The organism is Xenorhabdus eapokensis (assembly GCF_001908105.1).
Window position 1 is genome coordinate 1 of sequence record NZ_MKGQ01000038.1, and the last position, 24,858, is coordinate 24,858.

The 24,858-nt window shown below is 45.1% G+C and carries 22 protein-coding genes and 2 pseudogenes; 5 read left to right on the forward strand and 19 right to left on the reverse strand.

Going from position 1 to position 24,858, the window contains the following annotated elements; genetic code table 11:
• Positions 1-105 precede the first annotated feature (105 nt).
• Together Xedl_RS33720 and Xedl_RS16830 are read right to left on the reverse strand one after the other, a co-directional pair.
• A pseudogene (locus tag Xedl_RS33720) lies at positions 106-342 on the reverse strand (hypothetical protein); the annotation flags it as partial.
• On the reverse strand, positions 339-644 hold the full coding sequence (locus Xedl_RS16830; RefSeq protein WP_074024929.1) for a hypothetical protein: 306 nt from the start codon (positions 642-644) through the stop codon (positions 339-341). The pseudogene Xedl_RS33720 and the gene Xedl_RS16830, both read right to left, overlap by 4 nt.
• Before the next feature lie 1,423 nt (positions 645-2,067).
• Here Xedl_RS16830 and Xedl_RS16835 point away from each other — a divergent pair.
• From Xedl_RS16835 to Xedl_RS16845, 3 genes are read left to right on the forward strand one after another with little or no spacing between them, the layout of a single operon-like run.
• The gene (locus Xedl_RS16835; protein WP_074024930.1) at positions 2,068-3,051 is read left to right on the forward strand and encodes an aKG-HExxH-type peptide beta-hydroxylase; all 984 of its coding nucleotides are present in this window, start codon (positions 2,068-2,070) and stop codon (positions 3,049-3,051) included.
• Positions 3,038-3,439 (forward strand): carboxymuconolactone decarboxylase family protein, encoded by a 402-nt coding sequence (locus Xedl_RS16840; protein ID WP_074024931.1) that lies wholly within the window; start codon positions 3,038-3,040, stop codon positions 3,437-3,439. Before Xedl_RS16835 ends, Xedl_RS16840 begins: the two co-directional genes overlap by 14 nt.
• Positions 3,429-4,658 (forward strand): MFS transporter, encoded by a 1,230-nt coding sequence (locus Xedl_RS16845; RefSeq protein WP_074024932.1) that lies wholly within the window; start codon positions 3,429-3,431, stop codon positions 4,656-4,658. The genes Xedl_RS16840 and Xedl_RS16845 overlap by 11 nt, the downstream gene beginning before the upstream one ends.
• A gap of 42 nt (positions 4,659-4,700) precedes the next feature.
• Here Xedl_RS16845 and Xedl_RS16850 read toward each other — a convergent pair.
• From Xedl_RS16850 to Xedl_RS16930, 16 genes and pseudogenes are all read right to left on the reverse strand, one after another.
• Positions 4,701-5,200 (reverse strand): annotated as a pseudogene (locus tag Xedl_RS16850) (IS1 family transposase).
• 171 nt (positions 5,201-5,371) lie between these two features.
• Positions 5,372-7,480: a hypothetical protein gene (locus tag Xedl_RS16860; protein ID WP_074024935.1), complete on the reverse strand. Its 2,109-nt coding sequence runs from the start codon at positions 7,478-7,480 to the stop codon at positions 5,372-5,374.
• Entirely contained in the window at positions 7,480-7,929 is a 450-nt protein-coding gene (locus tag Xedl_RS31685) for a phage tail protein (protein WP_074024936.1), read from the reverse strand. Before Xedl_RS31685 ends, Xedl_RS16860 begins: the two co-directional genes overlap by 1 nt.
• A gap of 72 nt (positions 7,930-8,001) precedes the next feature.
• Positions 8,002-9,027 carry a hypothetical protein gene (locus Xedl_RS16870; protein ID WP_143187460.1) on the reverse strand — a complete coding sequence of 342 codons (1,026 nt, stop codon included), beginning with the start codon at positions 9,025-9,027 and terminating at the stop codon, positions 8,002-8,004.
• On the reverse strand, positions 8,960-9,832 hold the full coding sequence (locus Xedl_RS16875; RefSeq protein WP_074024938.1) for a hypothetical protein: 873 nt from the start codon (positions 9,830-9,832) through the stop codon (positions 8,960-8,962). The genes Xedl_RS16870 and Xedl_RS16875 overlap by 68 nt, the downstream gene beginning before the upstream one ends.
• Positions 9,833-9,847: 15 nt before the next feature.
• On the reverse strand, positions 9,848-11,260 hold the full coding sequence (locus tag Xedl_RS16880; RefSeq protein WP_074024939.1) for a baseplate J/gp47 family protein: 1,413 nt from the start codon (positions 11,258-11,260) through the stop codon (positions 9,848-9,850).
• Entirely contained in the window at positions 11,260-11,613 is a 354-nt protein-coding gene (locus Xedl_RS16885; RefSeq protein WP_074024940.1) for a hypothetical protein, read from the reverse strand. Before Xedl_RS16885 ends, Xedl_RS16880 begins: the two co-directional genes overlap by 1 nt.
• A 2-nt stretch (positions 11,614-11,615) precedes the next feature.
• Positions 11,616-15,521, reverse strand: coding sequence for a hypothetical protein (locus Xedl_RS16890; RefSeq protein WP_074024941.1), 3,906 nt, complete (start codon positions 15,519-15,521; stop codon positions 11,616-11,618).
• A 122-nt stretch (positions 15,522-15,643) separates the two neighbouring features.
• Entirely contained in the window at positions 15,644-16,474 is an 831-nt protein-coding gene (locus Xedl_RS16895) for a hypothetical protein (protein ID WP_074024942.1), read from the reverse strand.
• A gap of 11 nt (positions 16,475-16,485) precedes the next feature.
• Positions 16,486-17,208 carry a hypothetical protein gene (locus Xedl_RS16900; protein ID WP_074024943.1) on the reverse strand — a complete coding sequence of 241 codons (723 nt, stop codon included), beginning with the start codon at positions 17,206-17,208 and terminating at the stop codon, positions 16,486-16,488.
• Positions 17,209-17,218: 10 nt separating this feature from the next.
• The gene (locus Xedl_RS16905) at positions 17,219-17,773 is read right to left on the reverse strand and encodes a hypothetical protein (RefSeq protein ID WP_074024944.1); all 555 of its coding nucleotides are present in this window, start codon (positions 17,771-17,773) and stop codon (positions 17,219-17,221) included.
• 3 nt (positions 17,774-17,776) lie between these two features.
• Positions 17,777-18,268: a baseplate protein gene (locus Xedl_RS16910; protein ID WP_074024945.1), complete on the reverse strand. Its 492-nt coding sequence runs from the start codon at positions 18,266-18,268 to the stop codon at positions 17,777-17,779.
• Between the two features lie 12 nt (positions 18,269-18,280).
• Positions 18,281-18,856: a hypothetical protein gene (locus tag Xedl_RS16915; protein WP_083600377.1), complete on the reverse strand. Its 576-nt coding sequence runs from the start codon at positions 18,854-18,856 to the stop codon at positions 18,281-18,283.
• Between the two features lie 45 nt (positions 18,857-18,901).
• Complete coding sequence (locus Xedl_RS16920) at positions 18,902-19,627, reverse strand: hypothetical protein (protein WP_083600378.1); 726 nt, start codon at positions 19,625-19,627, stop codon at positions 18,902-18,904.
• Between the two features lie 18 nt (positions 19,628-19,645).
• A complete protein-coding gene (locus tag Xedl_RS16925; RefSeq protein ID WP_074024946.1) occupies positions 19,646-21,223 on the reverse strand; it encodes a hypothetical protein in 1,578 nt (525 codons plus the stop codon).
• Between the two features lie 50 nt (positions 21,224-21,273).
• The gene (locus tag Xedl_RS16930; RefSeq protein ID WP_074024947.1) at positions 21,274-23,055 is read right to left on the reverse strand and encodes a capsid protein; all 1,782 of its coding nucleotides are present in this window, start codon (positions 23,053-23,055) and stop codon (positions 21,274-21,276) included.
• A gap of 178 nt (positions 23,056-23,233) precedes the next feature.
• On the opposite strand from Xedl_RS16930, the gene Xedl_RS16935 reads away from it, so the two are divergent.
• Both Xedl_RS16935 and Xedl_RS16940 read left to right on the forward strand, forming a co-directional pair.
• The gene (locus Xedl_RS16935; RefSeq protein ID WP_074024948.1) at positions 23,234-23,632 is read left to right on the forward strand and encodes a hypothetical protein; all 399 of its coding nucleotides are present in this window, start codon (positions 23,234-23,236) and stop codon (positions 23,630-23,632) included.
• A gap of 286 nt (positions 23,633-23,918) precedes the next feature.
• Entirely contained in the window at positions 23,919-24,407 is a 489-nt protein-coding gene (locus Xedl_RS16940) for a hypothetical protein (RefSeq protein WP_074024951.1), read from the forward strand.
• A gap of 123 nt (positions 24,408-24,530) precedes the next feature.
• Here the strand turns inward: Xedl_RS16940 and Xedl_RS35690 are convergent, their stop codons facing one another.
• Positions 24,531-24,653 (reverse strand): hypothetical protein, encoded by a 123-nt coding sequence (locus Xedl_RS35690; RefSeq protein WP_279625365.1) that lies wholly within the window; start codon positions 24,651-24,653, stop codon positions 24,531-24,533.
• Positions 24,654-24,858: the final 205 nt, after the last annotated feature.

Consider the following 24,858-nt stretch of genomic DNA (forward strand, 5'->3'; position numbering starts at 1 on the left):
GGAAGAACTGTGAGAGATATTTGAATACCAGCCTTCAGTTCGTCAATCTGGCATTTCTCGTCGTGTTGCTGCGTAGAAAAAATACTGAATAGGCTGTAAGGTACGGGCTTTGCCATTTATCACGGTGGTGGGGTTATTGGTGTCGCGTAGCCAATATTCGATTAACGCCCCTTTTAAGTGGTTTACTTTGTTCTTAAACATCACAGGAAACGCAATGGCACGGCCGCGATCAATAGCATCGCCAATATTGAGGATAATGACTTGTTTGCGTTGAAAGACGATCCGATCAATTACAGCCACAGCCAGTGAAGCCGTTGTAATGACCGACGGCGATAACATCATTTTTTACTCCCGAATGCGTGATCAAATAGTTGGACTAATTTATTTTTAATGCCCGTCAGCAGTTCTTGTCCGTTATTGCTGGCACCGATGACGGCGATGAACATCAGCGGCTCATCCCATTGTTGATGCTGTGCGAGAAAATAAGCGACGAGTCCAGCACTTACTGACATAATCAGTTCAGTCAGCAAATCCATAACATCACCCGAAATGCGTTTTTCACGTATTCCTTGCAGATATACACCAATGCCACTGAACACAGAAAAGACAATTGCAAGTGCTAAAGACTCTGTTTCTGGTTGCACTTAGCACTCTCCCCTATTGGAAATATGATTTCGGCAGAATAACAAAACTTTTCTTTGGAATTTAAATTGAAAATTGCCAATTTTTTAACAGGTTATAGTTGGGTTTTGATAATTGGAGTTAAATTTAAAGTTAACTTATTATTAATAAAATACAACTCACTGTATTTATTAACCAGATTTTAATGTGGAGGGTATTGTTTTCATATTAGGTGCATTTTTGTCTGATAAATAAATTATTAATTTTTAATAATTGAATTTATTTAATAACATTTGATTGATTTAGTTAAAAATAACGGATAAGCTGGCGCAGTTTCTTTCTGTTAACTTTCGTTTGGTTTGTTGTTAACTGGAAAAATGTTGCGGTCACGTTAGAACCTTTATTGCGTTAAGCGAGTCCTGTTTTCATCAGGGACACGGGCACGAAAGCCAATCTTGTCCATTGGCTTTTTTGCTTGCTTCTTTTCTCTCTATTCCCGTTATTCATTTCAGATAATTCCCGCATAAAAAGGTTAAATTACATTCTTGCGGGTGTTTATTCACATTAAATCAATAGTTGATTATTTATTGCTCATTGCGATCAATAATAAAAACAAAAAATAATCAGCTTTTTTTGTTTATTTTGAAATATGCCTGTGAATTAGCGTCAAAAAACGAAGTTAATAATTTTCTATAAAACCTTGGCTATACGGTGACCTTGCACTATTTGACTATCGAAGATATTACGCTTCCTCGCCCGTTCGCTCCCTACGGTCGGTCACTAGGCCGTGGCGAGCGTTGCGATTTAATGGTTTTATGTTTCTTTGAATGTCATGATGTTAACTGGAGATTATCGTTAATGATCCAATTGTTATCTTAACATGATCTGCTTTTAAAGCGCCGTTGAACGCTCTACATTGGATTATTTAGGGCTATGCAATAGCATTTCATGCCTTTGCCAATAAAATAGCTTAGAATCAATTTTAGGGCATTTAGGAGAGCGTAAAAAAGTGTGGGGTATGGATTTGGTGAGAATTGGATAAAATAGTTTAACAACTCAGGTTACAGGGAATTGTGGGTTCTCACCGCTATCTGATAAGCACGCTTAATTGCTTAATTATAGTGAGTTAAAAAAGTACCCTACCTTTTTTACGCCCCATAAAGTAACATTAATTTAACCTTTATTTAATCTTTGTTTAACAAAAAACAAACAAAAGGGTTGAAATGATAATCTTCGCTTAGTATGTTCTCTTAGTCGCAAAAAAGCGACCACAAAACAACATTAACATAAGGATATTATCATGCTAAAAAAATTCGATACTCAAAAAATTATTGGTCTGAAAAATCAATCTACTTGCTTCACCGTTATGACCATTGGTACTAAATAGTAACTTTATAAGTAGATAAGTAGCGTTAAGCTGCTTATCTACTTAAAGGAACATTCATTATGAATTTCACTCATCATCCAAGTTACAATCAATCTGAATACCTAAAAAACTCCACACAAGAAAAACTACTCTCATCATTAGAGTATGTATTATACGTTTGCGATGATGTTTTAGATAAAAATATCATCTCAGAAGTTGTTGATTTCGTTTCCAACGCTAAAAAAAAGCGCTATTCAAGTGGATTCTTATTTTACATAATCAAAGAAATCGGCAAGGCAATCGAAAATCAATCCGTACATCGTATTCACCAATGCTTCAATCTAATTCCATTACTAAACATAACACCGGCAACTAAAGTTATAGTTGGGAACAAAGAAAACCTGCCAACAGGCATGTTCGATTTCTACTCAAAAATTAATGATGATGTTTACGATTTTGAGTATGTAGATATAGAGATTGAAAATGAACGTCTTATCCAAGACAGCCTAAACGAAGCCTTCAAAATAATATTTGATATTGACTCAGAGCTATATCGAGAAATAATTAAAATAGTTGATGAGTTTTTCATATTCAGAACTCATAAAAGAGATAGCAACATCGTTTATTCAGGCAGTGATTTCAACAAACTTGGAACTGTATTTATCAATGAAGAAATATGTAACGGCGACAACATATACTTTTTAGTTGACAAAATAATACATGAGTCTGCTCATCAAGTTCTACTGTCTATAATGACTCTTGATGAAATAGTATTGAATGATGATAGAGAAAGGTATCCATCACCTCTCAGAACTGGTTTGAGAACAATGAATGGAATTTATCATGCTGCTTTTGTTTTATATAGAATATCTTGTTTCTTTAACAAGTTGGTAAAATCCGACCCTAGCGACACCAAAGCAATCATTAATTTAGAACAAAATGTTCGACAATTCAAAGATTGCTATGGTGTTATAAGCAACAAAGGAGTACTTACCAACGCTGGAAAAAATATAATTGATGCTTGCAATTCAGAAATAGAGGCAATATTGGATGGGATTTATTGATTCTCTTGACCAAAAAACCATTGATTTGATAAGTAAATTTAATGGTGATTCCCTAAGAAGGCTAAGGGAAGATTTGTATCCAATCGCTCCAGCTCTTGTGGAGCGGCTGATCAAAAGCATCTACCAAGATGCTTATCAAAGAGGTGTGCTGACCACAAGAGAACGGCACATTGCCACTATATCCGCCTTGATTGCTATTGGTGGAGCTGAGCGGCAGCTATCTTTCCAGAGTTACGCCGCGTATAGGCTTGGGTTTACGAGAGAGGATATGGAAGAAATTTTGATACAAAACTCGATTTTTTCTGGTTTTACTAGGGCTATGAACGCAGCTGTAATTTTTGATGATACTTGGAAAAAATTTCAACGTGGAAACGATAATGAAGCATAAGAATTTTTATTTATATCAATCGGCTGACATTATCTTCACATCATCTTGTCGTGCCATAGGCATGTTACTTGCTTGGGTTATGATACAACACTACCAATTAAAGATTGAACTCGGTTGGTTCATATCCATATCTTGGCTACTGCAAGTTTTAACTCTTATTTTCATGGGGTTGTTTTCTAACCGATTCAGAAAAAAAACAGTCCCCGTTTTTTGTTCAGCTGCAAGTTTTTTATGCCTCATAACCCTTGAATTTGGTGGTAGCGTCGAGCCATTGCAGCTAGGTCTTATTTATATAGCGACATCTCTATTTAGCATAGCAATTCAACCTATAGGCTCTAGCATTATCCCAAACTTATATACTGGAAAGGATATTGAAAGGGCTTTTAGAATTAGAGGCTTTGTAAATTCAATCAACACTATCTTGGGTGCAGCCATATCAGGGTTTGTTATTAGCGCATTTTCAGCCGAACAAACAATTAGAATATTAATCGTATCTATCGGCGTTTCATGTTTAGCATTTATAATAGTTAAGACAAATGAGCTTTCTTTTAAAAACCCCAATCACAAAAGTTTGTCAGCTATTAAAGCATTAGCAATAAATAATGTTGAAAGAGTTATGGTTACGGTTTCAGCCATGTCAAACTTCATTCTCACGCCAACATTGATGTATATTACCCCGATATTAATCATAGATAGATATGGTTATACCGCGTTAGAAATCGGTCTATCTGAGGCAATGTTTGGCATAGGTATGTTTTTAGGTAGTGCTCTTTTTTGTAAAAAATTAAATAATGTATTTGGTGTTAGAATTACAACTGTTTTCAGTATAGCTACTGTCGGTGCCAGCTTGCTACTAATACTGATTGCTGACAATATCTACTCTTTGTTCCTAGGGTTGTTATTTGCTGGCGCAGGGGTGGTTATTTATAACATAAACACAACAAAAATCCGCTGTTCAGCAACTCCAGCTGACTTAAGAAGCTCCTTTGAATCCATTTTTCTAGCCGTTTGTATTCTTCCAATTCCAGCAGGTGTAGCCATATCTACATTAATGGTTGATTCTGGTAAATTAGAACTCTCACTAACATTATTCTCTATGTTAATTTTCGCGTCGGCTCTGGCGGTTTGGCTATCTAAAGATTTTAGATTAATAGCTCAATTGGATAATGACGATTTGGATAGTCACTACATTAAGTTATATCCTAAAGCCTACTTGTAACGATTAGCGTTTAAGGTCGTGTATTCAACGCGTTGATCACCCTCAAACATAATATTCACGTTCAATGAAAGTGCCGATGATTTTGTCATGCATTTCAGGTGATTTTGAGTAACCGAGTGTTTTACGGTTCAGTCGCTTAATTCGGTTACGTAAGGTTAAGTTTTCGCGTTCGATACGTTGAGTAAAATATTTTCCAACCAGATGTTTGGCTGAAGGTAGTAAATTATAGGCTCGGTAATTATCAGTACACCAAAAGGCTACCTTGCATTTAGACAGTTTTTTCAATAACTTTTTCAGTGTTTTCTTGTTTCGTCTACCAAAAGCATGCGCAATGATACGTTTTAGACGAGGCTCCCAAGCATACCATAACCAACGTTGGCACTTTTTATTCCGGCTTGACAGGCTCGATAAGAGTAATCGAGCTGGAAAGTACGGTTACAGCATAAGCAACGATAACGTTGGTGACCACCTTTACCGATACCATGTTTTTTAACATACTTCGTTTGGTGACAAAACCGACACTTTACTTCCACTGTGGCCATGTATGTTATCTCGCAAAAATAAGCATTATAGACGAAGAACAACGCCTTGAATCATGGCCCAGTTGTTTCTGATATTCAATGGCCTGAGCATCCCTAATAAACAGGGGCATAATGCCCCTGTTTTTAAGCCATATGATAGGCATTATTAATATTGATTTTCTAATATTATTTTTATAAATCCATAATATAAAACTCTAAATTATGTGCGCCAAGTGAATTAAGATTTGACTCATGGAATATTTTTAGTGTTTTTCCATCAGGCATTATTTTAAAAATAATAGCAGCAACCATATCATTTTCATATCCAAGACTTACTGCTTCTTGATACGCTTGCAACACAATTTCTGGAACAGGAGGAATAAAAAGCCCCACACCAAAAGATATACGCTCACGCTGACGATACCTGGAAAATCCTTTAATAAATAAATGTTTACCTAGGCAATTTTCACTGAAAGTGAGACTCATATAATTTCTTTCCCCGCGTAGGTTTTGCTTATGTTCTCCAAACTCTCCAATTTTTCGCCATCCCTTCGCCCTATCCCGTGCCACGTCATTAACACGGGCATCGACCTCACCGCGACTGTAGGTTTCGCCTTTGCTGTACGCGCCGACATCGGCAGAGTTCAGCGCAATATCGCCTGACAGGGGTTTACCGTTGACGGTACGACCGGAGGGTACACGGCCATTGGCGTTATTATTAGCGTTGTTGGCGGTAGCTTGTGCTGCATTGGCAACGTTCCTGACATCCGTTACACGACTATCGATTTCGCCACGGCTGTACGTTTCCCCCTTGCTGTAAGCCCCGACATCGGCGGCATTTAATGCAATATCTCCTGCCAACGGTTTACCGTTGACGGTACGACCGGAGGGTACGCGGCCATTGGCGTTATTATTGGCATTATTAGCGGCAGTCTGCGCCGCATTTGCCAGTGCCTTAGCATCATTGACATGCTTGTCTGTCTCACCCTTGCTGTAAGCCCCAACATCGGCAGCGCTTAATGCGATATCGCTCGACAACGGTTTGCCATTCACTTTACGACCAGCCGGAACACGGCCGTTGGCATTATTATTAGCGTTGTTAGCGGCGGTTTGTGCGGTGTTGGCGACGTTTCGGATATCATTTACACGACTATCGACTTCGCCTCTGCTGTATGTCTCACCCTTGCTGTAAGCCCCGACATCGGCTGAATTTAATGCAATATCGCCTGACAGCGCTTTACCGTTGACGGTGCGGCCAGACGGTACACGGCCATTGGCGTTATTATTGGCATTGTTGGCGGCCGTCTGCGCTGCATTTGCCAATGCCTTGGCATCATTGACATGCTTGTCTGTCTCGCCCTTGCTGTAGGCCCCGACATCGGCAGAATTTAATGCAATATCGCCTGACAGCGGTTTACCGTTCACGGTACGACCGGAGGGCACACGGCCATTGGCGTTATTATTGGCGTTGTTGGCGGCAGTCTGGGCCGCATTTGCCAGTGCCTTGGCATCATTGACATGTTTGTCTGTCTCGCCCTTGCTGTAAGCCCCGACATCGGCAAAGTTTAAGACGATATCGCCTGCCAGCGGTTTACCGTTCACGGTGCGGCCAGAGGGAACGCGGCCGTTGGCATTGGTGTTGGCGTTGTTGGCGGCAGTCAGTGCGGCATTTGCCCGTGCATTGGTGTTGTCGAGTAGCGTTTTCCTGAGCGTATTGACTGCCTTGGGACTCGCGGCAATGCTTTCTTCGTCACTATCTATCTTTTCGCTTAACGTGATCCCCACGGTTTGAACGACGCGATGGGAAGTGTCAATCATGGCTTCTGTCACGGCCTTGGCGTCCATCGGCACGTTAACGCGACATAATTCTAACTGATTGCCGGATATTCCCTGAGAAACGTCTATAACGACGATATGCGCCGCTTTAATCGTGGAGGATGAATCTACCTGATTGGTGACTTTGCCAAATTCAAAATTCGCTTCAAGGGCAACGATGCTGGTTTTGCTGGCCGGAACCGGAACAGTAATATCTTTCACCTGTTGAATGGAAATCTGACTTTTCCTGACGTTGATGGACGCGGCGCCCTGTCCGTCCTGCTCTGAGGATGAGGTAATCACTACGGACAGGCCGGAGCCTGCTTTAGGCTGAAAACCGGTATAAATACCCGCTCGTAAGATCCCCTTAAATTTCCGGTTTAAGGCACTTGAAGTGTAGGGTTCCAAGTATTGAATATCGGCTAACAGGGGTAGGGACCCCCTGTCACTGGAAAGGATAACCGCTTCGTTGATCACCTGGGACATTAGGCCACCTTCTGCTCAATGGTCATGAGGGCGGTAAATAATTTGCCCTTATGCAGCGTGTCTTGCTGGCAGCACAACACGCCGAAAATATTGCCTTTGTTATCCACCAGCGCCAGTGTGTTGAAGTCAAAGGCTTTATCGTCGGGAAGATCGGATTCAGGCAGGGTTGCATTGATGGAAATCGTACTGCCGGAGACGGTACAAATGAGTGAACATTCAGCAAATTTCTTTAGCAGGTCGGTATTAGCGAAATCCAGCGGAATATCAGCAATATCCCAACCGCCCGTTGGATCGGCGGTAACAAGGGAGGATGTGCCGAACCAGCCTTTGGTAATCAGAAACTGGCCGTTAACCCCGATAGCCGATTCCGCACGACGACTGTAGTAATAATTCAGTAATTGACCTTTGTAGAGCTTTCCGTTTGATACGGAGGCGAGCGCGTCTGCCATAAAACAACCTCATTTTGTGTATTTTATGGCAGTGTATGCGAACTACAATTTCTCGATAAACCACCGCGTTGACTATACAAAGACGATCTTTACGATGTCTTTAAAGGCGTGTGAACCGTCATACGGGAGTTGGATTTCTCTTGCACCGGCAGGGAATTCATAACTACCCATTTTTCCGTCTGCATAGCTGACCAAACAGCCGCGCTGTCCGGTGGCTTCAAGGATAATTTGACCGGCCTCCTCCCGAAGACGCGGATCTCCCATAAATACGGGGGGCGCAAGGACGTTAACATCCAGTGCCCACATATCCAGCGGCACTTCATCCATGTTCAAAGGCGTGGTTTTCGTTTTGAATGTGACAGGCGCCATAGGGGAAGCGAGTTCAGCGCCGACCTGCATTTTTTTAACCCTGTCGCCCTGTTCGGGGAGGGCGCTAATACGTACTTGTTTAGCCGTCTGCTTAAGGTGAGTCATATCGGGTTTATCATGCAGCTGGGCTATGTTGTAAAACAGACGCGTTTCCGCCCTGTTCAGGTGGGTACGTTCCTTAAAGAGGATATCGGCCAGATGAGATGAGAGATCGGTATTGAAGCGTATTTTTTCCACCGTATCGTATGGTTCGGGGAGGGCGCTGATACGTATCTTTTCTGTTGTCTGTATCAAGCGAACGATATCGTTGTTATCGACCAGCTGAATATGGGGAGAAAGTTCGGTGCTGAACCGTATCTTTTCAACCGTGTTGTGGTGTTCGGGGATGGCGCTGATACTGACCTGCTCTGTTGTCCGTTTCAGATGAATGGCGTCGCAGTGCGCTTCTAACGGCACATCATATAGAATAAATTCGGGCATCACACAATACGTGATTTTTTCTATTAACGGGATCTGTTCAACCGGAATAGGCAGAAAGGCTTTTTTCGCCCAGGAAGGGAATGAATAATGCTTTATCCCCTTCCCTTTCAGTGACACCCGACACCCGTAATGGCCTTCCGTTGAGATCCAGATTTGATTATTAACGAGATTAAACCGTGTGTCAGTCTGAGTGCCAAAAGGCACCGGAATAATGGGGGGGGGTATGATGTAAGTCCAGCGCCCATGCATCAAGGGGCATTTCATCAAAACGATAAGCACTCTGTTTTAGTGGGCGGATAATGGCGCGGATGACCTGGTTGGGCAGTTTTAACTGTCGGGTAGATCCCAATAGTGTATTTACTACATCCTGAAGTTTAAATTTGGCATTGATTAAGATACGAGTTTGTTTGAGTATCAGTAATTCGGCTTCTTCCGTGATGGTGAAATAGAAAAAAAAGTGAAATCCGTTATACACGATTTCCAATGGGATCAGCGGGGCAATAACCTGATCAAACTGTTCTGTCAGCCTTTTGAACAGTCTGGCCTGTTCTTTGTAACCGTATTTTTCATACAGCGTGTTGAGTGATAATTGGATAACGCCGCGTGAGGTCAGAAAAAACTCGCCATAGCGTGACTGGGCGGTTTCCACCAGTTCATGAGGAAGAAATACTGTTCCGTAGGGAAAATGATCCTGATCCACGGGGGCCCATAAAGGCGACCATTTGGCAGGCAGGTTGTTAAATTCCCGCCAGAATGTGGAAGAAATGGGACGTTCCGTGCCTTTAAAATGTATCTCATCAAGACGCTGAGAGAGCAAAATTGGTTTACTTTTTTCGCGTTCTGTTCGGATAATAAAAAATTTCCCCAGTTCTGAGATTCGCTTGTCCAGGTCTTCGGGGTGCATGGTGAAGATCGATTTCCGATTGGAAATACGTTCCAACAAGGGTTCTACAGTTTTTTCCAAAACTGCCTGTAGGCTGTCGGTAAATTCACACCACAATTGTGATTTTTGTTTTTCGGGGGTTAGCCGGTGCTTTAACCAGTCCTTAATCATAAATCCTGCCCGACCTTAATAAGTGATTTCGAACACTGAGTTGTCAGTATCGAGGTAGATAAAATCATTCAACTGTTTAGCTTCCGTCATGCCAATCACCTCAATATTGAATTCAGTCAGTATTCCCAGTGATTCAACACAATCCCACAGGTTGTTAACCCGTATCTGTTCAAAATCACCGGCACTGTTTGAATCAAAACTGGTGGCATCGCGCCCGAATTGGTGATGGAGCCGATCACGGATTTGGGTTTTTGCATCGGAAATAATGACGCTTTTGATGGCAATTCCCGTGAGTTTGATGGTGAAGGGTAATTCGTGGGACTCGACATAAATAAACTTTTTATTCAGCGCATTCGGGATGGATTCTACGGCACCTAAAATTTCTTTTTTCAGGGCTTCTTGTGTGGATTTGGGTTTATGGCCACAAATGAAAATGGCGTTAATGTTATTCAAATCCTTAATGCCGGTGGATTTCTCCTGCTGCTGCTCTCCCCAGACGTTAATCCATGACGTCCCGACAATTTTGGATTTCAGGTAAAATTTGTAATCTCCGCCCCACACCACCTGATCATCATAGGCGATGTAGTATTGCGCACGGTTTCGGATTTCTTCCGTTGTCTCGCTCCCCGCGCCCCCTGTTATGGGCGTGGTGGTGATAATTTCTAAGCTGTTGGTGTAGCTAGAGAACTCATTGGACGGTATCAGCTTTTGCCCTTCTACCAGCGTAATATCCCCTGCACTGCACCAGACGTGAATATCAATAATACTGCCTTCTGGGGGTTTTTTCCCAATAGAACCATCCCCGAAACGAATGCCAAGCTGTTCTGTGGGCTTATAAAACAGGACATAATTTTGACTTTCGCCGGTTGCGAGGCGAAATTGCGGGTTTTCTTCCCATAATTCTTCTACCCCGTTAATCGTGACATAGACGTCAATCTTGACGCATTCTGCGGTCAGATCTTTGGGTAGCGTTACTGACATAAAATCTTCTTCCTGCTGGACAATTTTTGTGACTTTCACAATTTCCATCTGTTTGATACTGACATTTTGCATTGTCTCACCAGAGGGAATATCCAGCACATCCATGATCATATAGGGGTACTGGTGATCGGATAAATACGTTGAGAATGCTGGTAATTGAATCCGATTTGCGGTCTTATTGCGCACGAACGCTAACCCGTGGCTGGGGATGATTAAGCGGCCAACATAACCTTTATCTTCGGCAGCGGCCAGAATAGAGGAACGTTTCGTCGCAGTGGAAATAAACCCTTCAGCTAAAGCCCGTTCAGCGAAGGTTTGCGCGTAGTAAATGACCTGTGTGCCGAAAATTGCCATCATTTTGACAAACTGGCTGTTCGTAAAACGTGCCCACCAGCTGTTTTTCTGCAATGTTTCATTAAATTTGACGAGTAAATCCTGGGTAGTCATTAATCCTCCTTTTGAAGCCCAATAGTGACGATACCGGTTTGTATCTGAAATGTGATGACATACATATCGATGGTATCGTTGGCGGGTGTACAACGTATCCCTGACAGACTGATTTCAGGGATATCGGTGCGTAATTTAGAAATCAGGCGATTCTCAATGAAAACTGCCACAAGCTGATTAGTGGGTTCATGTTTGAATTCCACTAAGGGATTTCCCCACTCTGGTAAGCCATAAATACTGCCAATAGGAGTACGTAACCATTCCTCCAATCTGGCTGGCAAGGCTTCGCTTGCCCCTGATTTGAGGGTTAAGCCTCCGGCATTGATACGGAGTAGGCAGTCAATTTCATTCATTTCTAGTGATCCCTTTCTCTGAGCATTTCAGATAGTGCGTCGCTTGCGGCACCCAGCGGAATATCACTTCTCGGTGCGGGCTGCGCGGAATGGGTGGTTCTATTGGGATCTGTCCCATTGTTGTTGGCTTCTTTCTGAACGCTGATCAGTTTTTCGATAGACGCCGATATTTTTTGGAGTTGTGTCAGCATGGCCTTGTCTGCATTACTGGTCGATTTATCGCGTGTGACCGGCGTTTTTACCCCACTGGCCGCTAGATCGGTAACGGTGGGAAGACGGCTTGGCAGGGTCATACCGACGGGTTGGCGAATGGTGTTGGCAACGATGTTTGCCATGCCGTGTATACCGCTATCTATTTTCTGGGACACAAAGCCAGTGAGTGGGGACAGTGCCCTGATCTTATCGTTGTCTAAACCGATGTTGCCTAACATGCCGTCCAGCATTCCGCTGCTGGAAAAACCCTGAGTCATGCTCTTAACGGTATCGGCCATACTTGGCAAGGCTATCTCAGATACGGTTTGTAAAAAACCGTCAGAAGGCTGTTTTGATGGGGCTTTATTCGCACTCTTTGCCATCGCCACCGGCATAATACTGCCTTTATTGCCTACGGGCTTTTTATCCGTCAGGCTTTCAAGCGGAGCACTGGCAGGCAAGGCTTTATTTACATCATTGACAGAAACGATAGGTATCGCGTCTTTGTTTATTGGTTCAGCGTGTTTCTCATTATGGCTACTTACGGTATCAATAGGCTCATTTTGGGTTGCATTATGGCTATTTATGGTATCGGTTGGGTTATTTATGGTGGCATTATTGCCGCTTCCGGTATCAGAACGGTTGATAGCCGATACTGGATTATCTTCTAATTGTGCCAGCGGATCATGGACGCGATTTTTGACAAATTTAGCGTTATTCGCTTGGGCGATTTGGTCTACGGGAAACATGGCCGTTCGTAATCCTGCTGGCAGGTTTTCCGCACGCATATTCGTGGGGAGTGTTAGCCCTGCATCGGGTCTGTTCAAGCGAGTACCGGCCACATTATTGCCTGCGAATACATTGCTGATCTTTTCATCCGCGAGATGACGGATTTTTTTGATACTGCCCAAAACACCTGTATTTTCATCCTCTGACAGTGGTGTTACCGCAGCCTTGTTTTTTTGGGCTTTCGCCGTGGCACTGACCTGTTCGGGTGCACTGAATTGATCCGCTGAACTAATGGCTTTCAGCCCTTTTTCCGCCCGAACCTTGTTCACATGCTCCAGTGTTTCTGGGCTAAATTTACCAATCCATGAATTGGCTGATTCGTCACGGGTGCCGATGGCATTCTTGATAAATTCGTCAGTAACTTGGGGATTGCCTCCCTCAATGGTTGAAATTGCCCTGATCATCTTGGTCATGGTTTCAGGGTTTGATAGATCTAATTGCTGGTCAGCGTTAACCCCCAGTGCCTTTGATAAATTAGCGATATATTCTTCGGTGTTGTTTTCGTTTTTAGGTGCATATTTCGTGATGATTGACTCAACGGTATTGAGCTTTTGATAACCGACGGCTTTTGACGTGCCGTTGGCATAGGACGTAATCTGGTTGGCAAGTGCTCTCATGCCTTCTTCAGGGGTATCGAACTTCGCAAAGGTTTGCTGTCCTTTGGCGTTAGGATCTTCAAGACGTGCCCCTTTCTGTCCGACATACACCAAATTACCGAAATTATTATTGCGGAAGTTACGGTTTTTGGCGTTTTTTCCACCAATGTTAAGGTTGTTACCGAAATGATTCTGCTCCGGTGTCGAAGGGAAAAATACAGTAGGCACCATCTTACCGTCTTGCCCCATCTCCGCACCCAATGGAAGCATTTGATGTGTTAATTTGTTAACGGCCTGAGTCGTTTTATCTGTGCCTTCCGTGACAGCCTGAACCAATTCCGCGTTTTCTGAATTATTGTGTTTGTTTCCTTGCTTCGGCTTGTCAGAAGAGAAAAAATTAAGCGCGTCTATCACGCTGTCATCAATGGCTTTGCCAAGATTAATGATACCGGTGACGCTATTATCTATTTTTTTGGCTATATCTCCGGTATTAAAGGTCAGTGCATCAGACACACTGTCCAACCCCAGCCATTCTGCCCCGTCTGCCAGCAATCCCGCTGAGCCAGATACTAATCCCCCCAGATCTGCGACATTGGCGAGGGCATACTCTGTTTGCTGGCGAGTAGTGACCTCTTGTCCGTCTTTCAGACCAAATGTCTCGCGCTGGGCATCTGTGTCGGTAAAGCCATCATAAGCATCTAAACCGACGCCTATCGCCGTCCCAACAAGAGGAACGGCTTTGAGTGCGGTTTTCCCTGCTATTTTGCCCGCTGCTTTTACCGCACTTTTTTCTGTGCCTGTTTTAGCTGCCTTGGTTGCACTGCTCTCAGTAGCTTTTTTCGCGCCTTTTGTGGCCGCTTTTTGCGTGGCCTGTTCACTGGCTTTTTCTTCAGCACTGTTGAGGATAGCGTTACCCGCCGTGATAACACCTGCTGAACCGGCAACAACGGCAGTGGCTTTCGCTGCCCCTTTACCGATGTTTTTTAGCCCTTTTTTGTGCTTTTTCTTGGTCTTTTTGGTTTTCTTTTTATCGTGTCTGCTAACGTCAATATCAATGCCGTTGTCCTCGTCGCCTCTGGCGCTGAATTTGGATACCCGTGATTTGAGTTTTCCCAGCGCCAGTGCAGAGAGGATCGCCGCCCCCAATTTCCCGCCGATTTTTTTACCAAGGACTTTAACCGCCAGTGCGCTGAAGAGCGCCCCCAGAATACCATCTCCCTTCTTTGTTTTATTCTTATCAACAAGATCTTCAAGCAGACTAATGACTTTTTCATCATTGGCTTGGGTTAATTGGGTTTGTTCCTTAATCGCTTTCGTCTGGTCGTTCTGATTTTGAGTGGCAAAGGATTTAGCGGATTTTGTCTGTTTTTCGCTACCTAATGTCAGGGGCGGCAGTGAAGGACGGATGATTGGGGGGTGTTGGGTGGCAGGCTGCTTTTTTTTGCGTTTACCATTCACCCAATCATGCAGGGACACCACGTTGTTGACGGCATTAGAAGTGACATTGGCGGCTTCTTTTCCTGCCTTCCAGAACGAGCCACCGGCAGATCCCACAACATCTAAGGTGCTGCTATCCTTTGTGTCAGCCAGTGCCTTACTGGATTGTCCAATTATACCGCCCAGCTTACGCAGAAAACTGGCCTGCATTTTTGCCTTGTCTTTGGTTTCCTGCTGGTGGGCTTGGTTGGCTTTTAGTGATTCGCTTTTGTCTTTTGACGCAAAGCGCCCCGATGCGGTACGGGGTTGGGACGTGTTATTCCCGTTATTGCGGGGTGTCACGGTGTCTGGAGCTGTTCCATGCCCTGCTTTGATATTTTGGGCGGCGATTGATGCCTGTGTCTTCTGATCCCCATTTAACGCCTGTTTGTTTGCCAGATAGGATTTCAATGAAACGACATTAGGGATCGTGTCTTTCTCACTGTTTTTTATTCGCGCATCGCCGACAGGATGAACGTTGTTGATGGGATTAATGTTAGGCGCCCGTTTTAAGGTATTCGCTGTTTGGTTTTCATTTGGAATAGAAACAGTGCGTGTTTTTATTCTATTTTTATTCTGAATGTTGTCGATTGAATGTGTGTTTTTGGACGGTGTTTTTTCAGCTTCGGTGAGTTTTAAACCCAGAGCATTATGCTGTGTTGCTTTTGATACACGGCGAGTGGGGCGGCTGATAATGAATTCATCGCTATCAACATTGACCTTGTTGTTTTGGGTGGACAGGCTGCGAATATCTGTTTGGATAGCAGACAATGCGGATAACTCAGCGTCACTGGCTTTTTCAATCGCATTGATGATGCGTTCCTGTTCCTGTAAATCTAATGCGGTGTTGATCATCTTTCTATCACCATCACGTATTTTTCTTGAACTTTTTTTCTAAGGCTTCGTTCATCTTGAAGGCGCGCCATTCAGGCAGCCGGTCGATATCGCCAATGGGTTGATTGCCGTAGAGCGCCAAATTAGTTGTTAATACCAACCATCCATTGAGATCTAAAGTCTGGAAAGAAGTAGTGATTCCGAAATGGCGTGTACAGCTGAGTATATTTGGCCGTACCCTCCTTACCTGAATCAGGACAAAGGTGTTTGGGTAACAACAGGTTGGCCGTGCCTTTTTCAATTTTCATCGCCAGTCCGTGTGCAAGGCGGCGGTTCATCAGTTCAATACTGGCAACTAAGGGGGAAAACTCTGTATCCAGTGCCATTTTTGCGATAAGTTCATAACGGATTTTGGCGGCTTCCATGAAATCTTCAGGCTGTTCCTGTAAATGGGCTTGGTGTGCTAATTCCATGATCCTGAGATTAATTAATTCCTTGCGATAAGTCGGATCAGTCGAGAGCGGCAGGCTATTGCGGGTGCTCTCAAGGTGCTCCATTGCGCGGCCATCTAATGGTTTTAATATCCATGTTTTTGGCTGGCCTTTGACGGGGATAGAGATGGTTTCAAAGGCCTCAACCGTCAGGACATTCGCCGTCATATCCAGTGACCGTGCATCATAGTCGTAATAGTGCTCTTTTTGGCAATGGGAGCACGCATAAGAAACAGTGAGTGTTGTGTCGATTCGGGAATTACAGAAGATCCACCATAAGGCTGTGCGGCGGTCTTGCGCTGTCCAGAGTGCAGCATCATGCTTATTATCTCCTTCTTGAATATTATTCAAATACCGTGTGGTCAGCTCTTCTTCTTGTTCAGGATCTACGCCGCTGTAAGCCATCGCATTAGACACATCAGGCAGACGGAAGCGAATTTCAATACTGGGATTAGAGGGCAGGGGAAAATCAGGAACTTGCATATATAACCCGTTTAAAATTTAATAATATTACTGTTAGAAATAACCACCTCAGCGGCTGCATCGCGCTGCGCTCCCTCTGCCATTGGCACCACACTGGATTCAATGGATGAAATTTTCATGAAGGTCAGGGGGTAGGAGAGGAATTCGGTCACTTGGTCACGAGAACGGGTAGTTTCTCCGCGAGAGATCGGAAACACGTCAAATTCACTGTCTAATTCAAGGCTACCGTTTTTCAAAACGCGATAGAGGCGTATCCCCATCGAATACTCCAGAGGCAGGTTAACCGTACCGTCATTATTGGTGACACGATTTGCCCGTTCATCAAACCAACGGGCAATGGCACCCTCTTCAGAATCCCGCACGGTAATGGTGATGGTGCCCGCTTCCCGATGGGTGGGTTTATTGAAAACGACCGCCCCAATTTGCTTGGCTTCGGTTTCTATCGTGATGGAATCATAAGTAATGTCTTTGGCAAACATATCCAAACCATTGAGTCCGTCGGCTTCGATAGCCCATTGCCAGCCCTGTGCATAACGAATGCGCAGGGCGGAATGGACAACGGCTTTCGCGTTGCTCAGTTCAGCATTGAGACTACCCACACCACCAACGCGACCAGAGATCATGGAGGAGGAACGCTCTAATACCTTGCTGATAAAATGATTGCCCGCAGCTTTACCAAAGCTGGACAAACTGTTGTAACCTAGCGACTTGCCTACGCTGCTGAAGATTCCCATTGATGTCTCCTTACGGCATTAAACTGGCACCGGTGATAATGGCACGGTTCGATGCCATTTTATCTTCCAGATCGATTTTACGTTGATACAGGGTGGCTTCATCGGGCAGGTGACTGATATCCAGTTTGCCCGCTGCCGACACACGCCGCTTACGTTCTGTGTTTTGAATATCGATCAGGCACTCAAGGTAGTTTTCCAGTACACCGCAGAGGCTGGGGGGAATAACCCAATGATCTAGGTCACAATCGCGCAAATTGGTGAGATACACCAACGTCAAGGGATAACGTTCATCGCCCATCAAATCAAGCTGGAGTGCATCCTCATAAGGTTCAGTGAAAACGAGTGAGCTGCGTTGGTCAATGACATGCACCAGCTCAAGATAATCATCAGGATAGGGCAGGGAGATCCCCGCCGTTTTCTCTACATGAATCCGTTTAATGAGTCCTGCGCGATCTTGGTATTCTGTCAGCGCCTTAACCAACATGCCTTTTAACGTGTCTTCTTCCACCACCAGGAGTGGACGGAATCGCGTTTTCACAGAATCTAAGAGTTGCATCGGTGTCATGGATTATTCCTGCCAGTTGTACACGGCACGCATAGAAGGACGCACCACCGCTGTGACATCTTCAGAGGCCAGATCTACGGCGTCGCAGTACAATTTTACCATTTCATAGGAACGGATCGGGTTGCCCCACTCGCCGTTTTTCGATTCACTGGCAAGGTAAATATCAATATCGATATACGCTTTTTCCAATACCCACTCTTTCACCGCAGCTAATACCACGCCTTCGATAGTTTCTGCGCACTGAAACTGGAATTCGCCCTGATTCCTGAACACCCCGTGCTGGTTGATTTTCACACCAGAGGGCGCATAGTCTTCAACATCTTCACGGGTAAATTCGCCCAATTGCGTTGTCCGGATAAGAATGGATAAATGCTCATAGCCTTTGATGACCATCCAATAATCCGCGCCAATGAGCCGTTCTCCCGCCGCCTTGGATTGGTTAAACCGTTTTTTCAGAAACGCCTTATTTGCTTTACTATTACTGAAACCAGTCATTAATTAACTCCATTAAATAAACATGTAGGGGATTTCGGTTCGGTTTTGTACCTGCATACCGGACAGGGAGAGCGTCACTGTGTTATGGGTGTAGTAACCTTCCGCTGTTCTGGGGGCATCCAGTTCGAAGCTCACTTCCTGAATCACGACATCGGTCAGTTTTAACCGACGTCCGATATCGATCACGACCGGCTCAGGCCGTCTTCCTCCGGGCATGACCATACCCAATTCCGGCGAGGCCATTTGTAATAACGTCATGATGGCTGACTGGACTTCGATCTGCGCGTCCTGCTTTGCCATAAAATGCAAAGGCAAGGTGATTTGCGGGGGCTTTTGCCCCTGCCAGACCATCAGCGAGTTAATACGGGTAATGGATGTGCTGTCGGTCATGACCTGTGCGCCATTGGCTATAGTGGAGATACCGGCCATTGAACCAATGGAATCATTTTCGAAAGGTGATTCCCACAGGGACTGTAGCGTTGCCATCGCACCATCACCGATATAGCCAACCACCATTGATTCAGTATTCGTGATATAGGCTTTGAGAAACGGGCTGATACCATCTGGCATGATTGCACCGCAAATCATGAAATTCCCCTTATGCCACCAGCCATTTAGCTGGTGGCCTCATTATTACAATCCGCGTTTTTTACGGATGAGGTTAGATTTTCTACGGGCTTTTTTGGCCGACGCAGTTTGCGCTTTCATACGTGCTTTTTTCAACGCGCTTTTCTGCGCAGCACTCAGACGACGCGGGCGGGGTTGCTTGCGGATCAGTTTTACTACGCCGTCACGCACCACTTTGATGCTGGCTTCCATCATCGCGCCGTCAGCACCGCCTGTGACCGCAAATTCAGCAATGATGTCGTCTTCATCATCGGGTGATACGTCAATGGCAGACAGCACTGCATCCGCAGCGTCATCATCGGCATTGTCGATCATGGCCGTAACATCGCTTTGTTCGGCACCCATTGAAACCGCCGCATCTGCCATGAAACCTAGCCACATGTTGTAGTCATCAATTTGCTCATCCGTGAGGTCATCATCGCTGTCCTGGAGCAGGTCAGACAGTCCTAGGGCGAATTCATCAAAGGAATCGAAAGTGCCTTCCCCGTTTTGCGCCCAATCAATCACCGCAGCGGCAGCAATTCCGCGAAAATCCTGCTCGGCCTTTTTGTACACGGCTTCCAGTAGCATATCTTCTGGTGTTTTTTTACCTTTGGCGGATTGTAACGATGGGATCTTGCCCGCCGATTGCGCTTGGCTGGATTCCATCATCGCCACCTGACCCGCTGGCGTGGCAAATGCCCGTAAACGGGAGTTAAGTAGCCCGCCGCGAGTGAACATACCTTTACTCATTTTTGATCCCCTCCTTCATTAAGCTATCAACACAGGTTCAGCAACGATGCGACGTGATACACCGGTTGGACAGGCTGCATACCGAATATGCCACATATCAAATTCATCCTGTGTTACCTTCACGACATAGGGCGCTGTACCGTCTGCCGCATTACGGGGCGAAACCAAGGCACCCGACGCCACAAAACGGTCAAGCAGTTTCGGGATTTCCCTTTCCAAGCCACGGCGGGTAATGCCATCAGGCTCATGTTTCAACGCGTTACCAATGTCATACACTAGGCGGGCAATCGCATTAAATGTACTGTTGACGTGCTGGAAGCGAAGATAGTTTTTCTTGGCATAAGTGGTGAGGGCGTCATCGATCATGACAGAACCATCGGAGGCAAAACCCACGCTATTGATCCCACTAGTGGCATAAAGTTCTAGATCAATCTCAGTGGCGGCAGGCAATGGCTGGATATTTTGTCGCAGTAATACGCCGCGTGATTGTCCGGCGGGGGATAAGTGATAGCCACCCACGTCTGCAATCATCGCAACACCTTTGGCCTTCGCGGTAAACGCATCACCCGACAGGCCATATACAACCTGAGCACCTGAGAAGGGATCACGGCTTTTATAAGGAAAATGATAACGGCAAACATGGGCGTACTGACCAAACCCTTGCTTCTGAGCTGTACTAATCGCTCTGTCCGGTGTCTCAGTTGGGGGTAAATCACAGAACATATCGACACGGACATCATTCGCTAATTTTGCCAGTTCGGACAACGTTGAAGGATTATAACAGCCTAATGACAGGATCGCGGTATAGTTCACTTTTGAAGCAGCCAGTGCCCGAATAGCAGGTGCATAATCCGCACTGATAAGGTTGTTAATATTGCCGTCTGATCCGCCCTCAAAATATTTGTCTTCAAATCCATTAAAATTTTCTGGCAGCTGTGAGATGTTGTCACCTACTACGGCCCGTAAACGATGCGTGTTGTTTTCTAACGCAATAGGCAAAAAGGCGGGTTGCCCCATATCATCAGTAGCTTCAGGCTTAAATGACACTTGAATGGTATCCAGTGTTGTTTTTCTACCTAAGTCATCAATTTCTTTTAGGATGAGGGTATACATCCCTTTGCTGTCTGGATTTTTAATCAGCGATAAGGTGCGGTTCTCAGAAGCATCACCATCATCCACATAGATGGAGAAATAACCTGCCTTATTCGTAGAGATTTCTTCACCAAAATTAATATTAGTCGTGTATGCCGAGGGGGGATAGCTGGGTGAATCTTCACCAAGCACCTTAATGACTGGAATTTTCATGCCGTCAGTGGCAATACGCACAATATAGCCATTGCCCCCATTTAACGCCTGATAGACATGGCGATACGGCTCAAAATGTTGGCTTGAATAGGGATGTATCGGATCGCCCAAGACTTTTTGCAGGGTATCGGGGGTGACGTGCAATACCGTATTCGGTTTACCGCGTTTTGCCACTACCACACCGGCAAAGACGGAGGAACCGCCTGTTGCATTCGTAAAAGTGGCATCTGCGTTGGGCGGCATAATGGCGATACCGGTCGCCTGACCAATAGCGAAAGGAATTTTATTCATGTGCTATGCCTTATGGTGCCATTGCTGGCACCGTCATCAATGAAATTTAATCAGTGGTTTTTTTTGTCGTTTTGTTTTCCAGTATCGACGTTTGTAAACGCTGCATTCGTCTTGCCTTTTCTCTGGCCGTCAGAAATGAGTTTGCCGGTGAGCATGTCGATAGCGCCGATCTTGGTGTTGGTCAGTGTGAGTTTGGTGAAATATTTTTCGCCATTTCGCGGATGAATTTCATTGATCGCCGAACCCCATAATGTGGTGCGGTTGATGAGCGCGGTGGTCGTTGGATGAACGAACGGAATAGCGGGTACGGCATCGCCGGCCACTAAGCCGGCGTCGCCGATATTGTCCCCACGACCATAGAAGAAAATGTCGTTGCCAGAAAACTGGCAACCTTCGTCAGACAGTTGCTCACACACGCTTTCCGGTACTTCAAAAATACGGTATATGCCAAACAACGTCCCGATGAACTGAATGCGAGGGGACTGGACATAGCCTTCAGCGGGCTTAAAGTACGTTTCCGGCATGGATTTAATGAAGTTAGCTGCCGCGCCCCCCGCAAAACCGCCGCGAATCCCTGTTTTTTTGGTGCGGTTGGTCATTCTGGTAGATTCGTGCGTAATTGCAGATTTCAGTAACGCAACGTAGGAGTCCCATTGTTGGGTGGTTGGCAGGGCAATATCAAATTCGCTACCGTGGATAGTATGAAAAACGATTTTGCGCAGGCGCATCATGTCAATTTCATGGGATAACCAGCTGCGCACGGTAGAGAACTGCATGGAGGCTAAGTCAAGACCAAACTCACGTCGCGCATCCATCAGGGATTGAATGGTGTGTTCCGCTGCCAGTACGTATTGAGACGGGACAACTTCCCATTTGCGCATACCGTGGTTCACCAGTGGGATCAGGTCGGCTTTTTTCTCAATATCAATTTCAAGCGCGACGGCTAATTCGGTGCCTTTGGCCGGAACCGCCTCCCCGTTAAATTCAACCGTGATTTCGCCTTTGGCATAATCAATCGTGCCGGTGACGGAATACGTGACGCCTGCATGATCCTGACCGTCAAAATAGACCTTGCCGGATTTGTTATCACGATCAGAGCGTTTGCGGTTAACCATCAGCACCGTGCGACCAGCACGGATAGGCATTTCTTGGCCTTCCTGAGAATCCGCCAGCTTAAATTTAAAGGATTTTTTTGTGCCGTCCGGTTGCTGGTCATCAGGGAAAATGTAGGTGCGGCTCATTTGTGAGTAAACACCGGCCGACTGCATATTCAGCTCATCACCGATATCATAGGAGCCGAATTTCGAGCCTGCGACGTTGAAAACCTCATAAACATTGGATTCGTCGCGTTCGCACGGCACGAACGTACAGGCATCGCCTGTAGCGGCACCTAACGCGGTTGGCAGGATCAGGGCGGCAAACAGCGCTTGACGCATCACACCGTCGCTGGTGGACATATCCGATTTGACACTTTCGAACATGGCCGCGCCGACACCTTCGTGTTTTTCCGCCGCCGCTTCCAGAATCAGACGCTCACACGCATGATGGGCGTTAGCCAGAATTTCAGATGAAGGGTAATGCCCATTGCGATCACTGTATTCCGCCAGACTGTCCGCCCATGCGCTGGCAACTTGGCCGACATATTCAGGGTTCACACCCTCAAACATGGGGACGGTTTTCGCGGACTCTAAGATACTGGCGTAACGCTCTTGCGGATCGTCAATAAAAGCCCCGTCCCTGAACTGTGCATGAGCTGCAAACGAAAGGACTTGTGCAGCGCGCTCATTAACGTCTTTCTGACGTTCTTTGAATTCTTTAATATTGTTACTCACCGTAATGGCCCTTTTCAGAGTGCGAAAATACGGGAGTTAGCTTTTCGACGCGCTTAGCATAGGTTAACTACAATATCCCTCCCTAATCCTGACGCGGTGTTTTTGATATTTTTTCCAAAAAAAATCATTTAGAATCTACGTGATTACGCCAGTTTATTAATTAATAAATAAGGAAATTATGAGTTATCGCGCTTACCTGACCTATGAAAACGGTCGCCAGAGTCATTTGTGCTTTACCCGCGACAGAAAAGAGATCCACCAGCATATTGAATTCTTGTTGGCGGATGCGGATTTGCGCGAAACGGCAAAAGAGATGGTGCTGGAATACAATAACGTTCCATTATTCTTCTGTCGTATGGATGAGGTGAACGAAAAAACGATAACCCTGATCCCGTGGCCGAAAGTGGGCAAGAAACGTACCCTGAAAACGCCGAAAATCGCGTCTCTGTCGATGCCTGTCCAAATGTATGAATTCTTACAGTCCGTTGGGGGCGGGAGTGCCAGCAAGGGCATTCAGGCGATGTGCTTGGAAAAAATGGGGGACAACGCCCCGATGGATGCCATGTTTTACGATTGACGAAATAGTTCATCGTGACTGGGGGAATTCGCCGTGGGACAGTGATATCCGCACGGCTTTTCCCTTAAAGAGGATCAGCGGACAAGGTGAGTTTGTAACCCAAATTCAATAGCGTTTTTTCGATAGTGTCAATTTTTGTATTGTGGTAAATATCAATTTCTCCGCACCTGATTCCCTGCCGCTTGCGGCGATGGAAGTATAATTTTCTGGACAGTTGCTTGATTTGTATGTTAATGCTAATGTATGCGTACACTAACATTAAAAAGGATACTGAACAGTGAAAACAATGAAAGAAGCAACAAAGCAAGCGATGGATTATTTTTTGAGGAGTAAGGTCTACACGGTGGAAAAACTCAAAGCAGATTATATGGCCGAACTTGCTGATTACAGCGACGGAATCTGGGAAGCGCCGCAGCGTGCTGCTCGCTTGGGGGCGGCGGTGAAGCGCTACAAAACATCAGAAATGTTATGTTTCATTTTCGCAACTGTCACAAATGAATATAAATTCGACCCAGATCTAACCCCACTGACAGTAAAACGTTTATGTAACGCGCTCTTTGGCAGAACGGGTAGCCAGTGGCTTATTGTTGACGTCTTCGGGGAGAAAGGGCGTCAGCACCGGAGCAAAGACAGCAATCCGGAAAGAATTGAACAAATGGCAGACAGATTTCGCACAGCAGCCATACAACACTGGAGCGTTACTCTTGCGGAAATTGAACGGGTAAAACGCGAGTACCAGGCAGAAATAAAGAAAAAACAAAATGCAAAGGAATAACTGCCTATTAATGCTAATGTATGCATGCATTATCATTAATAATATTCAGTAGATATGATAGGCAAATACGTTAAAAATCAGGGTGGAAATTATCAAAAACTCCATGCAGATCACCAGTTGGCTCTACTCTGAAATACCCCGCTGCTTGCGGCGGGGCTGCTTATTTAATTGTTTTAAATTCTGTTCTTTTAATGCCAATACGCAGCCCTCATTCTGCGTGGCTAATACCTGATTTGACCATTGCATTTAGCAAAAACACCTTGGCCACCATGCTGGAGGGGATATCAATATAGTGCTCTGTTATCGTGTTACTCGGTAGCGGGATTACCTTATCTTTGTGTGTTATAAATATTAAGTCCTCAAGAGAAATTAATTGCAAATTGGTCACCATAACCAGCTAATAATGTATTGATCTCATATTCCATGGTTTCCTGAGTCCAGGTGATAAAAC

Excerpts from the sequence above, each read along its gene's own strand:
- Xedl_RS16835 (WP_074024930.1), top strand. The coding sequence starts at position 2,068 with ATGAATTTCACTCATCATCCAAGTTACAATCAATCTGAATACCTAAAA.
- Xedl_RS16840 (WP_074024931.1), top strand. The coding sequence starts at position 3,038 with ATGGGATTTATTGATTCTCTTGACCAAAAAACCATTGATTTGATAAGT.
- Xedl_RS16845 (WP_074024932.1), top strand. The coding sequence starts at position 3,429 with ATGAAGCATAAGAATTTTTATTTATATCAATCGGCTGACATTATCTTC.
- Xedl_RS16860 (WP_074024935.1), bottom strand. The coding sequence starts at position 7,480 with ATGTCCCAGGTGATCAACGAAGCGGTTATCCTTTCCAGTGACAGGGGG.
- Xedl_RS31685 (WP_074024936.1), bottom strand. The coding sequence starts at position 7,929 with ATGGCAGACGCGCTCGCCTCCGTATCAAACGGAAAGCTCTACAAAGGT.
- Xedl_RS16870 (WP_143187460.1), bottom strand. The coding sequence starts at position 9,027 with ATGCATGGGCGCTGGACTTACATCATACCCCCCCCCATTATTCCGGTG.
- Xedl_RS16875 (WP_074024938.1), bottom strand. The coding sequence starts at position 9,832 with ATGATTAAGGACTGGTTAAAGCACCGGCTAACCCCCGAAAAACAAAAA.
- Xedl_RS16880 (WP_074024939.1), bottom strand. The coding sequence starts at position 11,260 with ATGACTACCCAGGATTTACTCGTCAAATTTAATGAAACATTGCAGAAA.
- Xedl_RS16885 (WP_074024940.1), bottom strand. The coding sequence starts at position 11,613 with ATGAATGAAATTGACTGCCTACTCCGTATCAATGCCGGAGGCTTAACC.
- Xedl_RS16890 (WP_074024941.1), bottom strand. The coding sequence starts at position 15,521 with ATGATCAACACCGCATTAGATTTACAGGAACAGGAACGCATCATCAAT.
- Xedl_RS16895 (WP_074024942.1), bottom strand. The coding sequence starts at position 16,474 with ATGCAAGTTCCTGATTTTCCCCTGCCCTCTAATCCCAGTATTGAAATT.
- Xedl_RS16900 (WP_074024943.1), bottom strand. The coding sequence starts at position 17,208 with ATGGGAATCTTCAGCAGCGTAGGCAAGTCGCTAGGTTACAACAGTTTG.
- Xedl_RS16905 (WP_074024944.1), bottom strand. The coding sequence starts at position 17,773 with ATGACACCGATGCAACTCTTAGATTCTGTGAAAACGCGATTCCGTCCA.
- Xedl_RS16910 (WP_074024945.1), bottom strand. The coding sequence starts at position 18,268 with ATGACTGGTTTCAGTAATAGTAAAGCAAATAAGGCGTTTCTGAAAAAA.
- Xedl_RS16915 (WP_083600377.1), bottom strand. The coding sequence starts at position 18,856 with ATGATTTGCGGTGCAATCATGCCAGATGGTATCAGCCCGTTTCTCAAA.
- Xedl_RS16920 (WP_083600378.1), bottom strand. The coding sequence starts at position 19,627 with ATGAGTAAAGGTATGTTCACTCGCGGCGGGCTACTTAACTCCCGTTTA.
- Xedl_RS16925 (WP_074024946.1), bottom strand. The coding sequence starts at position 21,223 with ATGAATAAAATTCCTTTCGCTATTGGTCAGGCGACCGGTATCGCCATT.
- Xedl_RS16935 (WP_074024948.1), top strand. The coding sequence starts at position 23,234 with ATGAGTTATCGCGCTTACCTGACCTATGAAAACGGTCGCCAGAGTCAT.
- Xedl_RS16940 (WP_074024951.1), top strand. The coding sequence starts at position 23,919 with ATGAAAGAAGCAACAAAGCAAGCGATGGATTATTTTTTGAGGAGTAAG.
- Xedl_RS35690 (WP_279625365.1), bottom strand. The coding sequence starts at position 24,653 with ATGCAATGGTCAAATCAGGTATTAGCCACGCAGAATGAGGGCTGCGTA.